Origin of the sequence: Streptomyces sp. NPDC096324, assembly GCF_044763015.1 — a bacterium.
Lineage (GTDB): Bacteria > Actinomycetota > Actinomycetes > Streptomycetales > Streptomycetaceae > Streptomyces.
Window position 1 is genome coordinate 799,274 of record NZ_JBIWFK010000002.1, and the last position, 12,352, is coordinate 811,625.

A 12,352-nucleotide genomic window follows, 5' to 3' on the forward strand; every position below is an offset into this window, starting at 1 on the left:
AGTTCGTGATCGTGGCAGCATCTACGAGTACTTGGGAGGTTCCCTCTCACCCGAAAGGGGGAGCCCATGCACGAACTGCTCACTGTCGACCTTGGCCCTGCCTTCTCCGGATTCCACGGCCTGGTAGCTGGGAGAATCGTGTGTGTCGCGACGCCTCGGGTCGAGTACGACGCACAAGCACGCCGCGCCGTGCGAGACCTGATCAAGCGTCAAGGAGGCGACTGCTCGGCCTGCCGGAACTGCATCATCGGCACGCACGAGTAGCCGCAGCGGAGGGGCCGGCAGGTAGGGGTGCCAGCCGGCCACCCGCAACCACCACCGCAGGGGGCGGATCATGGCCTATGTCGAGTGGCGCGGGAAGACCTGCCGGGTCGTCTGGAACACCCGGAAGAAGGACGAACGCGGCAAGTGGATCTACGATCAGCAGGGCGGGTTCGCCGACGAGGCGACGGCCAAGAGGTACGGCCTGGACCGCGAAGCCGAGATCCGCAACGACGCCTACTACTCCCGCCGCGACGGCGCCGTCACCGTTGGCGAGTACGCCAAGACCTGGGTGGACACTCTCGACGTCGGACACCTGCGGGACAAGGCGATCCGCTCCATGCTGCGGCTGTACATCCTGCCCCGATGGGAAGACACCGCTGTCGCGGACGTGACGCCCACCCTCTACCGGGCCTGGAAGAAGCAGCTCAAGGCACTGCCCAACATCGGCGAGAAGTACGGCGAGGAGATCCTCACCGTGTTCTCCATGCTGATGGACGACGTCGTCGACGACGAGCTCCGCAAGTCCTCCCCCGTCCCCAAGGGAGGCAAGGGGCGCCGCGGCCGGTACAAGAAGAAGCCGCGCGAGCGGAAGCGGGAGATGCACATCGAGGACGTCCACCAGCTGGCGTGCAACGCGCTCGGCTTCTGGGGCCTCGACGGCTTCGTCTTCGTGTGGACGATGACCACGACGGGCATGCGGCCCGCCGAGCTGTACGCGCTCCGCCGCGTCTACTCCCACCCGGCCTGGCCGGCGTCCGACCCTCTCGACGATCCCGACGACGAGGATCGCGTCGAGCGGCACGTGGAAGACGTCGAGCGCTACGGCCCCCACCTGATGCCCGCGGTGCGGGTGCAGTGGCAGCATCAGCGCGAGGGCGGGGAGCTGAAGCTGTTCCCGCCGAAGTACGAGTCCCGCCGGACGCTCGTCGTGCCGCCGTTCCTCGCCGAGCTGCTGGAGCTTCTGCTGGCCAGTCACGACGGTGAGTTCGTGTTCCGGTCGATCCGGGGCGGGCTGCTGGCGAACGCGAACTTCACCTACCACTACTGGCGGCCGATCGCCGACGGCCGGAAGGCCTCCGAGGCGTTCGAGCGGGTGCGGCTCGGGCAGCGGCAGACGGTGGCGCCGCACCGGCCGGTTGCCGAGCTGCCGGAGACGGTCTACTCGGGCAAGCGGTTGTACCTGCTGCGGCATGGCCACAAGGAGTGGATCGACGAGGCGGGCGGAGTGCACTCGCGGATCGCCGTGGAGACGCGGATGGGGCACGAGGTCGCGGGCGTTGAGGGCCTCTACTCGAACGTGACAACGGTGATGGAGAAGCGGATGATGGATTCGCTACAGGAGCGCTTCGTGGGCTTCGCGCGGCAGACGGGGTGGGAGAGGGCGACAACTTCTCCCAGTTCTCTCCCAGATGGCCTGGCCGAGTGGTGGAACCGGCAGGTCAAAGCGGCCGAAGGGGTCGACCGAGTCTCTGGTTCATGAAGTTCATCTCCCACAAGAGCTTCATGCCGTTCGTCTGGTACCGGATCGCCCTCGGATTCGTCATCATCGGCCTGGTCGGCACCGACGTCCTCAGCCCGCACGCGGCCGAGTCCTCCGGCTGAGCCATGGGCGACGCCCACCCCGACGGCTGACGTTCTCGCAGGTGGGCGCTGTGGGCCGTCTGGCCGAACCGTTCTGCGGACCGGGTTGCGGAGCCTTAGCGTGGTCTCTCCGACTGGAGGTGGAGCATGCCGAACGATCCCGCGCAGGGCAGGTTGGGTACCGAAGCGCGCAGTGTGAAGTTCCCGGATGGCAGCCGCGGGGTCATCCTCGTGCGGGCGGGTATCCCTCAGGAGGAGGCGGAGACGCTCGCGGCGCGGGTCTGGGCGGAACGGGCGGAGACGGGCGTGCCCAACGGCTGACCGCTCGCGCGCCGCCGCCGTTCCGACCACCACAGGACCAACTCCAGCCACTGAAAGCGGAGTTCGGCCACCAGAGGGGCCTTTCTCGTGAGTACCGTGACGCAGCACATACGACCTGAGTAGCCGCCCGGTAGCGCAGTGTCAGTCCTTGCGCCTAGGCTGGTCCGCATGTCCCCCGAAGTCACTCCGCCTGGTTCCGTGCGGTCTGCCGCCGCGTTGAACGAACAGATCCGCGCCCTGTGGACGCGGACGGGCGGCTCCCTGTCCGCACAGGAGCGGGCGGAGTACGAGCTGTTGATCGTGAAGTGGGCCGAGGCGATCCGCGGCGAGATCATCGAGGCGGCGTAGCAGCGTTCACACTCCGCCGCACACGGACTCACCGCCCGCCCGACACCCGAAGCACCGCCCCCGTCGTGTACGACGCCTCGGGCGACAGCAACCACGCGACGGCCGCGGCGATCTCCGCCGCGGCACCGACGCGACGCAGGGGAATCGCCGAGGCGGCCCGTTCGGCGCGGCCCGGATCACCCATGGTCGCGTGCATCTCGGTGTCGATCATGCCGGGCGCGACCGCGTTGACACGGATGCCGTCGGGACCGAGTTCCTTGGCGAGCCCCACGGTCAGCGCGTCCACGCCCGCCTTGCTCGCCGCGTAGTGCACGAACTCGCCCGGACTGCCCAGTGTGGCGGCCGCCGAGGACACGTTCACGATGGCGCCCCCTCCCCGTACGGTCATGGACCGGGCGGCACGGCGCGAACAGAGCAGCGTGCCGAGCAGGTTGACCTCGACCACGCGGCGCAGATCCGCGGCGTCCGCGTCCACGAGCCGCCCGAGCGGTCCGGTCACCCCGGCACTGTTCACCAGCCCCGTCACCGGACCCAGCCGGTCCTCGGCCGTGTCGAAGAGCCGCTCGACGGCGGCCTCGTCGGAGGTGTCCACGCGTACGGTGACACAGTTCGCCCCGGCCTCACGGACGGCGGCCGCGGTGCGCTCGGCGGCCGCGCCGTCGCTCACGTAGCCGACGACCACGTCGTGCCCGTCCGCGGCAAGCCGTGTACAGGTCGCGGCGCCGATGCCTCGGCTGCCCCCCGTGACGATCGTGACCGGACGTACCATACGAGCCTCCTGGACGAGACGAGCCCACTGCGATCCCCGGGGTCGGGGAACACGGATCGATCATGAATCACCCACGATCGCAGACCCGCACGGACCCCGGTACGGGGTCCCCGCCCCTTCCGGACACCGAATATCCCCGCCTGGCCCCTTGGCGTGGCAGGCGGAGTGGCCAACACTGAGCCGATGACGCAGCGTGTGGAGCTCGCGACCGTGCTGGACCGGTTCTCCGTGGACGAGATCGTCACCGCGTACGCGGTGGCCGTGGACGACGGCGACTGGGAGGGATACCGGGGGCTGTACGCACCGAAGGGCCGCGCCGACTACCGCTCGGCCGGGGGCATCGAGGGCGACGCCGCCGAGGTCGCCGAGTGGCTCGCGCGGAGCCTCGACCTGTTCGCGATGCGCCAGCATCTGATCGTCAACCGGCGCGTGCGGTTCGGCGTCCTGGACCAGGACACCGGCGACACGGCCGAGGTGCGGGCGGACTACATCAATCCGATGCGGTTCGCGGGGCAGGACGGCGACTCGACCGCGCCCGACCTCGTGTGCGGCGGCCGGTACGCGTTCGGCCTGCTGCGCACCGGGGACGGCTGGCGGCTGCGCCAGGTGACCGTCCAGGAGAAATGGCGCCGCATGCCGCAGCCCCGCCAGACACCCGCCCGGACCTGAGCCACCGGCACCCGCGCCGGCCTGCCCCCCCCTTCCGCCCCCTCCGCCCTTCCGCCCAGCTCTCGCGCCCCGGGGTCCATCGGCCCCGGCGGCCCGGGAGCGCCCACCCGCCGACGCGCCCCCTTCTGATCACCACGCCCCCTGTCGTAGATCGCCGCCGACGCGCACACTGGAGACACCCCGGGGCAGGGAGGCGAAGGATGAACAGGCCCGACCGAGCGTTCGGCCCATGGCTGGTCTCCCCCTGGCGGCGCGATGTCGTCGCCGCGCTGGCGGGCGCGCTGCCGATGCTCGCGTTCCCCGCCCTGTCGTGGTGGTGGTTCGCGTACGTGGCCCTGGTGCCCTGGATCCTCCTCGCGCGCTCGGCCCCCACGGCCAGGCGTGCCGCGTACGACGGCTGGTTCGGCGGGTTCGGGTTCATGCTCGCCGTGCACCACTGGCTGCTGCCGAGCCTGCACGTGTTCACGGTGGTCATAGCGGCGCTGCTCGGCGCGCTGTGGGCTCCGTGGGGCTGGCTCGTCCGGCGGTTCCTGGCCGGGCTGCCGTCACCGGGCCGGGTCGGTGCCGCCCTCCTCGTCCTTCCGTCCGGGTGGCTGATGGTCGAACTCGCCCGGTCCTGGCAGGGCCTGGGCGGTCCCTGGGGTCTGCTCGGGTCGAGTCAGTGGCAGGTGGAGCCAGCGCTGAGGCTGGCCTCGGTCGGCGGGGTGTGGCTGCTCAGCTTCCTGGTCGTCGCGGTCAACATCGCGGTCGCCGTGCTGGTCTCGGTGCGGGAGTCCCGTATGCCCGCGGTGGCCGGACTGGTCGCCACGGCCGCCGCGACCTCGGCGGCCTGGGTGTGGTCGCCGCGCCCGGACGTCGACGGCCGGGTGCGGATCGCGGTCGTGCAGCCCGGTGTCGTGGACGGGAGCACGAGCGGTGACCGGCGCTTCGCGCGCGAGGAGGCGCTGACCCGTCAACTCGTGGGCCAGGGCGCCGACCTGGTCGTCTGGGGCGAGAGCAGCGTCGGCTTCGACCTGGCCGACCGGCCCGATCTGGCGCTGCGCGTCGCGGCGTTGTCCCGCGAGGTCGGCGCCGACATCCTGGTGAACGTCGACGCGCGCCGCTCGGACCGGCCGGGCATCTACAAGAGTTCCGTCCTGGTGGGACCGCACGGTCCGACCGGCGACCGCTACGACAAGATGCGGCTGGTCCCGTTCGGCGAGTACGTGCCCGCGCGCTCCCTGCTCGGCTGGGCCACCTCCGTCGGCAAGGCCGCGGGCGAGGACCGTATGCGGGGCACCGAACAGGTGGTGATGAACGTCGGGCACGGGCTGCGCGTGGGCCCCATGATCTGCTTCGAGACGGCGTTCCCCGACATGAGCCGCCACCTCGTCAAGGACGGCGCCGAGGTGCTGGTGGCCCAGTCCTCGACGTCGTCGTTCCAGCGGAGCTGGGCCCCCGAGCAGCATGCCTCGCTCGCCGCGCTGCGCGCCGCCGAGACCGGCCGGCCCATGGTGCACGCGACGCTCACGGGAGTCTCCGCCGTCTACGGCCCGGACGGCGCGCGCATCGGCTCCTGGCTCGGCACGGACACGAGCGACGCGATGATGTACGACGTGCCGCTGGCCCGGGGCGTCACCCCGTACGTCCGGTTCGGCGACTGGCCGGTGCACGGCGCGCTGCTGGTGATGGCGGCGCTGTGCGTGGCGGAGGGCGCGCGCACGTTCAGACTGCGGCGGACCGCTCCTGAACCGCTCGTACCACCCGCTCGCACAACTCGTGAGTCGCCAGCGCGTCCCGGGCGCTGAGCACCTTTCCGGTGCGCACGGCGTCGAGGAACGCGAGGACGGCCTGCTCGATGCCGCGCTGCCGGGCCACGGGGACCCAGTCGCCGCGCCGGCGCACGGTCGGCTGGCCCTTGTGGTCGATCACCTCGGCGAGATTGACCACCTGGCGCTTGGTGTCCTGGCCCGAGACCTCGAGGATCTCCTCGCTCGAACCGCTCAGCCGGTTCATCACCCCGAGTGCCGTGAACCCGTGCCCGGCGAGCTGGAGGACGACATGGTGCAGCAGCCCGTCCTCGGCCCGGGCCCGCACCGTCACGTCGTCGACCGGACCCGGCACCAGGAAGCGCAGGGTGTCGACGACGTGGATGAAGTCGTCGAGAACCATGGTGCGCGGCTCCTCGGGCAGCCCCGTGCGGTTCTTCTGCATCAGGATCAGCTCGCGGGGGTGTTCGACGCACTGCGCGTACGCGGGTGCGTGGCGCCGGTTGAAACCGACCGCGAGGCTGACGTTCCGCTCCTCCGCGAGCCGCACCAGCCGCTCCGACTCCCCCAGCTCGTACGCGAGCGGCTTGTCGACGTACGTCGGTACGCCCGCCTCCAGGAGCCGGGTGACGATCTCCGGGTGGGCCCCGGTGGGCGCGTGCACGAACGCCGCGTCGAGGTCCTGGGAAAGCAGGGCGTCCAGATCGCCGTGCCGCCGGCCCGGCGGCAGGTGAAGACTGTCCGCGACCCGGTCGAGCGTGGCGGGTGTCCGCGTCTGCAGATGCAGTTCGATCCCTGGCTGCACGCCGAGCACCGGCAGATACGCCTTCTGCGCGATGTCGCCGAGTCCGATGCAGCCGACCTTCACAGGGGTCTCCTTCACTCGCCGACGCGGGTTCCGTCGGAAGCATACGGCCGCGCCGTCCCTGGGCGGTCGGCCCCCGGGGGCGACGGTCGGCGGGTGGTGCCGGTTTCCGAGCGGCGTACGCCCCGGCAGCCTGTCAGCTCGCCGATGCCCGTGCCCACCAGAGGAGCGGAAGGATCACCCGTGTGGGGCATCCCGGGCTTCTCCGCTTCCCGGAAGTCCTCTGGAACCAGCAGAGTTGCGCGGGTGCATCGAACGACGACGACCGCAACGCTCCTGGTCGCCGTGGCAGTCACCGCCCTCTCCGGCTGTGTGACCGTCCAGCGGCCGTCCGCCTCCGCCCCGCCCGCCGCCCCGGCGGGGCGCACCGCGCCGCATGCGGACGACAAGCAGGGGTCCCGGATCGCGCAGGCACCGGCCCGGGAGGCGCTGGAGCGCGTCGGCCCCTCGCCGGAGCCCTCACCCGACACGGCGGCCCGACACCGCGTGACTCCCCCGCCGCAGGCGGTGGCACCCCCGGCCCCTCCGCGCCACCTCCCCCCGGCCCCGCGTCCCGAGCCACGGCGCCCGGGGCACCGTACGGCCGTTCCGCCCGCCGCCCCGGTCGTGCCGAAGCATCCGGACGTGTGCGCCCTCGGCCGGAAGTACGGGGGCTGGAACGCGAACAGCCCGGAGGCGGTCCTCTGCGCGAAGACGTACGGAAACTGACAGCGGCCCCGCCACGGGGCGCGGGCGTCAGGGGCGCTGTCTCGGCGGGCCCAGGGTCTCGCCCCCGGGTCCCTCGAAGCGGTCGGATCCACCGGCCTCCGCCGGGGCGCCGGTGTCCCGGAGCCTCAGTTCCAGGCGGCCGATCGCCGCGCGGACACCGTCGCCGTACCGGTCGTCGGCGAGGGCGCCGGCCGCGCCGCGAGCCCGGCGCAGATGGGTCCGGGCGGCCTCGGAGCGACCGAGCTTCGCGTAGTCGGCGGCGAGGTTCAGGTGCAGCGAGGGGTAGAACGCGCGGACGGCGAGCGACTGGTGGGGCTCGGCGACGCGGCCGTCGCTCAGTTCCTCGGCCGCCGCGAGAGCCCGCAGGTCCCAGGCGAGTTCGTCGGCGGGGTCGTCCTGGGTGTCGGCCATGTAGTGCGCCAGCGTGCAGCGGTGCAGCGCGTCGCCGCCGTCCCCGATCTCTCGCCACAGATCCAGGAAGCGGCCCCGGGCCTCCTCGCGGTCCCCGGCGTGGTGCAGCATGACGGCCTGTCCGATCCGGGTCGTCATGGCGTCCGGCGCCGCCTGCTCCTGTTGCTCCGCCACCGCGTCCTCCAGGCTCGTCACTGTCCCTCACGAAGCTAACCGGAGCCGGTGACAATCGCGCTCAGGCGCCCCCGTGGGCCGCTGGGCCAGGCCGGTGACGGGCCTGGCCGGCGGCCGGCCGTCAGCCGAGGTCCGGGACGCTCCAGTCGATCGGCTCATGGCCCTGGGCGGCCACGGCTTCATTGATCTGCGTGAACGGGTGCGAGCCGAAGAACTTCTTGGCGGACAGCGGGGACGGGTGCGCCCCCTTCACCACCACGTGCCGCTCCTCGTCGATCAGCGGGAGCTTCTTCTGCGCGTAGTTGCCCCACAGGACGAAGACGGCCGGGTCGGGGCGGTCGGCCACCGCGCGGATGACCGCGTCGGTGAACTTCTCCCAGCCCTTGCCCTTGTGCGAGTTCGCCTCGCCGGAGCGGACGGTGAGCACCGCGTTGAGCAGCAGCACACCCTGCTCGGCCCACGGCATCAGATAGCCGTTGTCCGGGATCGGGGTGCCCAGCTCCTCCTTCATCTCCTTGTAGATGTTCCGCAGCGACGGCGGGGTCTTGACTCCAGGACGGACCGAGAAGCACAGGCCGTGCCCCTGGCCCTCGCCGTGGTACGGGTCCTGGCCGAGGATCAGGACCTTCACGCGCTCGTACGGGGTGGCGTCGAGCGCGGCGAAGACCTCCTCCCGGGGCGGGTAGACGGGACCCTTCGCGCGCTCCTCCTCGACGAACTCGGTGAGTTCCTTGAAGTAGGGCTGCTGAAGCTCGTCGCCCAGGACGCCGCGCCAGGACTCGGGCAACATGGCGATATCGGTCACGTCAACTTCCTTCGATGTGCGGTGACTTCCGGAACAAGAACCTACCGTCGCCCACTGACAATCGGTTCCTGGCCCTCGTCGCGGCCGAAGGACGGGTACGGTGTGCCCCCGCGACGCACCGCGGAGGCACACGGCCGACCCCTCCGCCACCCGGTCCGGCGGGCCCGCTACCAGCTCGTCTTGCGGTCGAACTCCCACATCATCATGATCGTCGAGGGGTCCAGGGCCCGTTCCCCGCCCGAGATCTCCTCGTTCGCGGCCACATACTGCCTGCCCTGCCACAGGGGCAGCAGCCGGGCGTCGTCGAGGAGGATCTTCTGGGCCTCCTCGAACTGCTTGGCCACCGCCCCGCGATCGCGCACGCCGCGCGACTCGGGCAGCAGGACGTCGGTGATCCGCGGAGTCGGATAGGGCGTCCCGAGGGCGTTCCGCTCCCCCACGAACGGCGCGATGAAGTTCTCGGCGTCGGGGAAGTCGGGGAACCAGCCGCGGCCGAACACCGGGTACTCGCCGTTGCGGTAGCCCTCCTCGTACGTCTTCCAGGGGCGGCTCCTGAGCGTGACGCTGAACAGGCCGGAAGCGTCGAGCTGGCGCTTGATCTCGGCGAACTCCGGGGCGGTCTCGGAGCCGTAGCGGTCGGTGGTGTACCAGAGGGTGAGCGGGACGCGCTGGTCGATGCGCGCGTCGCGCAGGATCTTGCGTGCCTTGGCAGGGCTGGGGCTGCCGTACTCGTCGAAGTAGCCGGTGGTGTGGCCGGCCAGTCCCGCGGGGACCATCGAGTAGAGCGGGTCGACGGTGCCCTGGTAGACCTTGTGGGCGATGGCCGAGCGGTCGACGATCTGGGCGATCGCGTGGCGGACGGCGGGCTTCCCGGCCCACGGGTCCTCGGGGTTGAAGACCAGATAGCTGATCTCGGTGCCCGCTCCGTCGACGAGCTGGATGCCCTTCCGGTCGCCCTGCCCCTGGAGGGCGACGATGTCCGAGGAGGCGAGGCCGCGGTAGGTGACGTCGATCTTCCCGGCCTTCAGAGCTCCGACCATCTGGGCCGAGTCCGGGAAGTAGCGGATCGTCACCGCGCTGTTCTTGCGCTTGGCGAAGCCCTCGTAGTGCTCGTTCCCGACGAGTTCGGCCTGCCTGTCCTCCGTGTAGGAGCGCAGTGTGTAGGGCCCGGAGCCGAAGACCTTGCCGTCCTTCCGCAGGGCGTCGGCCGGGTAGTGGTCGGGGTCGACGATCGACATCGCCGGCGTGGCCAGCACCAACGGGAAGATGGCGTCCGGCTTGTTGAGGTGGAAGACGACGTCACGCTCGCCCAGGGCCTGCACCCGGTCGAGACTGCCGAGCAGACCGGCGGGGCCGCCGCGCACACCGATCTTCCTGATCCGGTCGATGGAGTACTTGACGGCCGAGGCGTCGAGCGGGTCGCCGTCGGAGAACTTCATGTCCGGGCGCAGTTCGCAGCGGTAGACCGTGTTGGTTCCATCCGTGAACCCGCACTTCCCGGCGGCGTCGGGCTGCGGGGACACCGCGCCGGTCGGATAGCTCAGCAGCGTCTGGTAGATGTTGCGGAACAACTCCCACGATCCGTCCCAGGAGGCCGCCGGGTCCAGGGTGCTGGGGGCGCTGGTGGTGCCCACGACGATCGGCCCCTCGTCGGCCGGTGATCCCTTGGAGACGGCGCCGCACGCGGCCACCAGGGATATGGACGTGATCGCCGCGAGCTGTCGCAGGTATCGGTTCCAGTTGAACACGCACACGCTCCTGGATCTGCCGTGCCAAGGGTCGGCAGACCATATCGCAGTGCCCTGCCGGGGGAACGGTGTTTCCCCGGCAGGGCACTTGATCAGCATGTATGTGACTACGTTGTCAGCATGTTGTGAACGCGTCGACACTCCGTACAGCGAACTCCGGGCGACCCGGGGCGGGCAGACTGTTTGTCAACTTTCAACAAAAGACCGGTGGGACGTTCCCCGCGCGCGGGGAACGTCCCACCGGTCCTCGTGTCACTCGACTCCGGCGTTGAGGAACATCCCGCCGTCGACCACGAGCGTCTGACCGGTGACCCAGTCCGACTGCTGCGAGGTCAGGAAAGCGGCGGCGCCTCCGATGTCGGAGGGCACGCCGAGCCGGCCGAGCGGGTAGGCCGCGGCGGCCTCCGCCTCGCGGCCCTCGTAGAGTGCGGCCGCAAATTTCGTCTTCACCACCGCGGGCGCGATGGCGTTGACCCGGACCTTGGGCGCGAACTCGTGCGCGAGCTGCACGGTCAGGTTGATCATCGCGGCCTTGCTGATGCCGTACGCGCCGATGAACGGCGAGGGCGCGAGGCCGGCGACCGAGGCGATGTTGACGATCGCGCCGCCGTTCTCGCCCTGCCAGGCCTTCCAGGTCTGCTGGGCGAAGCCGAGCGCCGAGACGACGTTGGTCTCGAAGACCTTCCGCGCCACGTTGAGGTCCAGTTCGGCGATCGGCCCGAACACCGGGTTCGTACCGGCGTTGTTGACCAGGAAGTCGACGCGGCCGAACGCCTCCATGGTGCGCTCGACGGCGACGGCCTGGTGGGCCTCGTCGTGGGCCTTGCCGGCCACGGCGATGACGCGGTCGGCGCCGAGCGTCTCGACGGCCTCCTTGAGGGCGTCCTCGTTGCGGCCCGTGATGCAGACCCGGTCGCCGCGGGCGATCAGGGCCTCCGCGACGCCGTAGCCGATGCCGCGGCTCGCGCCCGTGATGAGCGCGACGTTGCCCGAGAGTTCGGGAAGCGTGGTCATGTGCGTCTCCCCTGCGTCTAGTTGAGCGGTCCGCCGGCCACGTACAGCACCTGGCCCGAGACGAATCCGGCGGCCTCGCCGGTGAAGAAGGCGATGGAGTTGGCGATGTCGTCGGGGTTGCCGACGCGCTGCACGGGGATCTGGGTCGCGGCGGCGGCCTGGAAGTCGTCGAAGTCCATCCCGACGCGGGCGGCGGTGGCGGCGGTCATGTCGGTGACGATGAAGCCGGGCGCCACGGCGTTCGCGGTCACGCCGAACTTGCCGAGCTCGATGGCCAGGGTCTTGGTGAGGCCCTGGAGACCGGCCTTGGCGGTGGAGTAGTTGGCCTGGCCGCGGTTGCCCAGCGCCGACGAGGACGACAGGTTGACGATGCGGCCGAACTTGGCCTCGACCATGTACTTCTGGACGGCCTTCGCCATCAGGAAGGCGCCGCGCAGGTGCACGTTCATGACGGTGTCCCAGTCGGACGCGCTCATCTTGAACAGCAGGTTGTCACGGAGGACACCCGCGTTGTTCACGAGGATGGTAGGCGCGCCGAGCTCCTCGGCGATCCGCGCGACGGCGGCCTCCACCTGGGCCTCGTCGGAGACGTCGCAGCCGACCGCGAGAGCCTTGCCGCCGGCGGCCGTGATCTTCTCGACGGTGTCCTTGCACGCGGCCTCGTCGAGGTCGATCACCGCGACGGCGCGGCCCTCCGCGGCCAGTCGTACGGCGGTCGCGGCACCGATGCCGCGCGCGGCACCGGTGACTACGGCGACGCGCTGCTCAGTGGTGGACATTGCTGGTTCTCCTCGCCCTTGGAAAAGCCGGCTCAAGCCCGGCCAAGCTGTCTCGACAACCTTGCGGAGTCTTCGGGGTCTCCGAGGACCCGCGGCTCACACGGTACGCCCGTCAGGTGAGCGACCGCTTAGTACCTTCAGCAGACGT

General features: G+C 70.7%; 13 protein-coding genes and 1 pseudogene. 7 read left to right on the forward strand and 7 right to left on the reverse strand.

Annotation, left to right across the window (positions count from 1 at the left end; translation table 11 throughout):
- Nucleotides 1–334 precede the first annotated feature (334 nt).
- The 4 genes and pseudogenes from ACIQ7M_RS07255 to ACIQ7M_RS07270 all read left to right on the forward strand — a co-directional run bounded on the left by ACIQ7M_RS07255 (nucleotide 335) and on the right by ACIQ7M_RS07270 (nucleotide 2,514).
- Nucleotides 335–1,744: an integrase gene (locus ACIQ7M_RS07255; RefSeq protein WP_403640788.1), complete on the forward strand. Its 1,410-nt coding sequence runs from the start codon at nucleotides 335–337 to the stop codon at nucleotides 1,742–1,744.
- A pseudogene (locus ACIQ7M_RS07260) lies at nucleotides 1,735–1,866 on the forward strand (undecaprenyl-diphosphatase); the annotation flags it as partial. The gene ACIQ7M_RS07255 and the pseudogene ACIQ7M_RS07260, both read left to right, overlap by 10 nt.
- Before the next feature lie 126 nt (nucleotides 1,867–1,992).
- Complete coding sequence (locus ACIQ7M_RS07265) at nucleotides 1,993–2,166, forward strand: hypothetical protein (RefSeq protein ID WP_355768599.1); 174 nt, start codon at nucleotides 1,993–1,995, stop codon at nucleotides 2,164–2,166.
- Nucleotides 2,167–2,334: 168 nt separating this feature from the next.
- Nucleotides 2,335–2,514 carry a hypothetical protein gene (locus tag ACIQ7M_RS07270; protein WP_078943018.1) on the forward strand — a complete coding sequence of 60 codons (180 nt, stop codon included), beginning with the start codon at nucleotides 2,335–2,337 and terminating at the stop codon, nucleotides 2,512–2,514.
- Between the two features lie 28 nt (nucleotides 2,515–2,542).
- Here ACIQ7M_RS07270 and ACIQ7M_RS07275 read toward each other — a convergent pair whose 3' ends face one another.
- Nucleotides 2,543–3,283, reverse strand: coding sequence for an SDR family oxidoreductase (locus tag ACIQ7M_RS07275; protein WP_355768596.1), 741 nt, complete (start codon nucleotides 3,281–3,283; stop codon nucleotides 2,543–2,545).
- Between the two features lie 183 nt (nucleotides 3,284–3,466).
- Between ACIQ7M_RS07275 and ACIQ7M_RS07280 the strand changes: the two genes are divergently transcribed.
- Nucleotides 3,467–3,952, forward strand: coding sequence for a nuclear transport factor 2 family protein (locus tag ACIQ7M_RS07280; RefSeq protein ID WP_403640793.1), 486 nt, complete (start codon nucleotides 3,467–3,469; stop codon nucleotides 3,950–3,952).
- Between the two features lie 200 nt (nucleotides 3,953–4,152).
- Entirely contained in the window at nucleotides 4,153–5,739 is a 1,587-nt protein-coding gene (lnt, locus tag ACIQ7M_RS07285; RefSeq protein WP_403640796.1) for an apolipoprotein N-acyltransferase, read from the forward strand.
- On the opposite strand, the gene ACIQ7M_RS07290 is transcribed toward lnt, so the two are convergent.
- Complete coding sequence (locus ACIQ7M_RS07290) at nucleotides 5,657–6,568, reverse strand: Gfo/Idh/MocA family protein (protein ID WP_403640799.1); 912 nt, start codon at nucleotides 6,566–6,568, stop codon at nucleotides 5,657–5,659. The genes lnt and ACIQ7M_RS07290 overlap by 83 nt on opposite strands.
- Before the next feature lie 243 nt (nucleotides 6,569–6,811).
- Here ACIQ7M_RS07290 and ACIQ7M_RS07295 point away from each other — a divergent pair, with 243 nt between their 5' ends.
- Complete coding sequence (locus tag ACIQ7M_RS07295) at nucleotides 6,812–7,273, forward strand: hypothetical protein (protein WP_403640802.1); 462 nt, start codon at nucleotides 6,812–6,814, stop codon at nucleotides 7,271–7,273.
- Between the two features lie 27 nt (nucleotides 7,274–7,300).
- Here the strand turns inward: ACIQ7M_RS07295 and ACIQ7M_RS07300 are convergent, their stop codons facing one another.
- The 5 genes from ACIQ7M_RS07300 to fabG all read right to left on the reverse strand — a co-directional run bounded on the left by ACIQ7M_RS07300 (nucleotide 7,301) and on the right by fabG (nucleotide 12,204).
- The gene (locus ACIQ7M_RS07300; protein ID WP_355768585.1) at nucleotides 7,301–7,858 is read right to left on the reverse strand and encodes a hypothetical protein; all 558 of its coding nucleotides are present in this window, start codon (nucleotides 7,856–7,858) and stop codon (nucleotides 7,301–7,303) included.
- Between the two features lie 121 nt (nucleotides 7,859–7,979).
- Nucleotides 7,980–8,663 carry a uracil-DNA glycosylase gene (locus ACIQ7M_RS07305; RefSeq protein ID WP_355768582.1) on the reverse strand — a complete coding sequence of 228 codons (684 nt, stop codon included), beginning with the start codon at nucleotides 8,661–8,663 and terminating at the stop codon, nucleotides 7,980–7,982.
- A gap of 167 nt (nucleotides 8,664–8,830) precedes the next feature.
- The gene (locus ACIQ7M_RS07310) at nucleotides 8,831–10,411 is read right to left on the reverse strand and encodes an ABC transporter substrate-binding protein (RefSeq protein ID WP_403640805.1); all 1,581 of its coding nucleotides are present in this window, start codon (nucleotides 10,409–10,411) and stop codon (nucleotides 8,831–8,833) included.
- A 252-nt stretch (nucleotides 10,412–10,663) separates the two neighbouring features.
- Entirely contained in the window at nucleotides 10,664–11,425 is a 762-nt protein-coding gene (locus ACIQ7M_RS07315; RefSeq protein ID WP_389837457.1) for an SDR family oxidoreductase, read from the reverse strand.
- Between the two features lie 17 nt (nucleotides 11,426–11,442).
- On the reverse strand, nucleotides 11,443–12,204 hold the full coding sequence (gene fabG / locus ACIQ7M_RS07320) for a 3-oxoacyl-ACP reductase FabG (RefSeq protein ID WP_151470604.1): 762 nt from the start codon (nucleotides 12,202–12,204) through the stop codon (nucleotides 11,443–11,445).
- Between the last annotated feature and the right edge of the window lie 148 nt (nucleotides 12,205–12,352).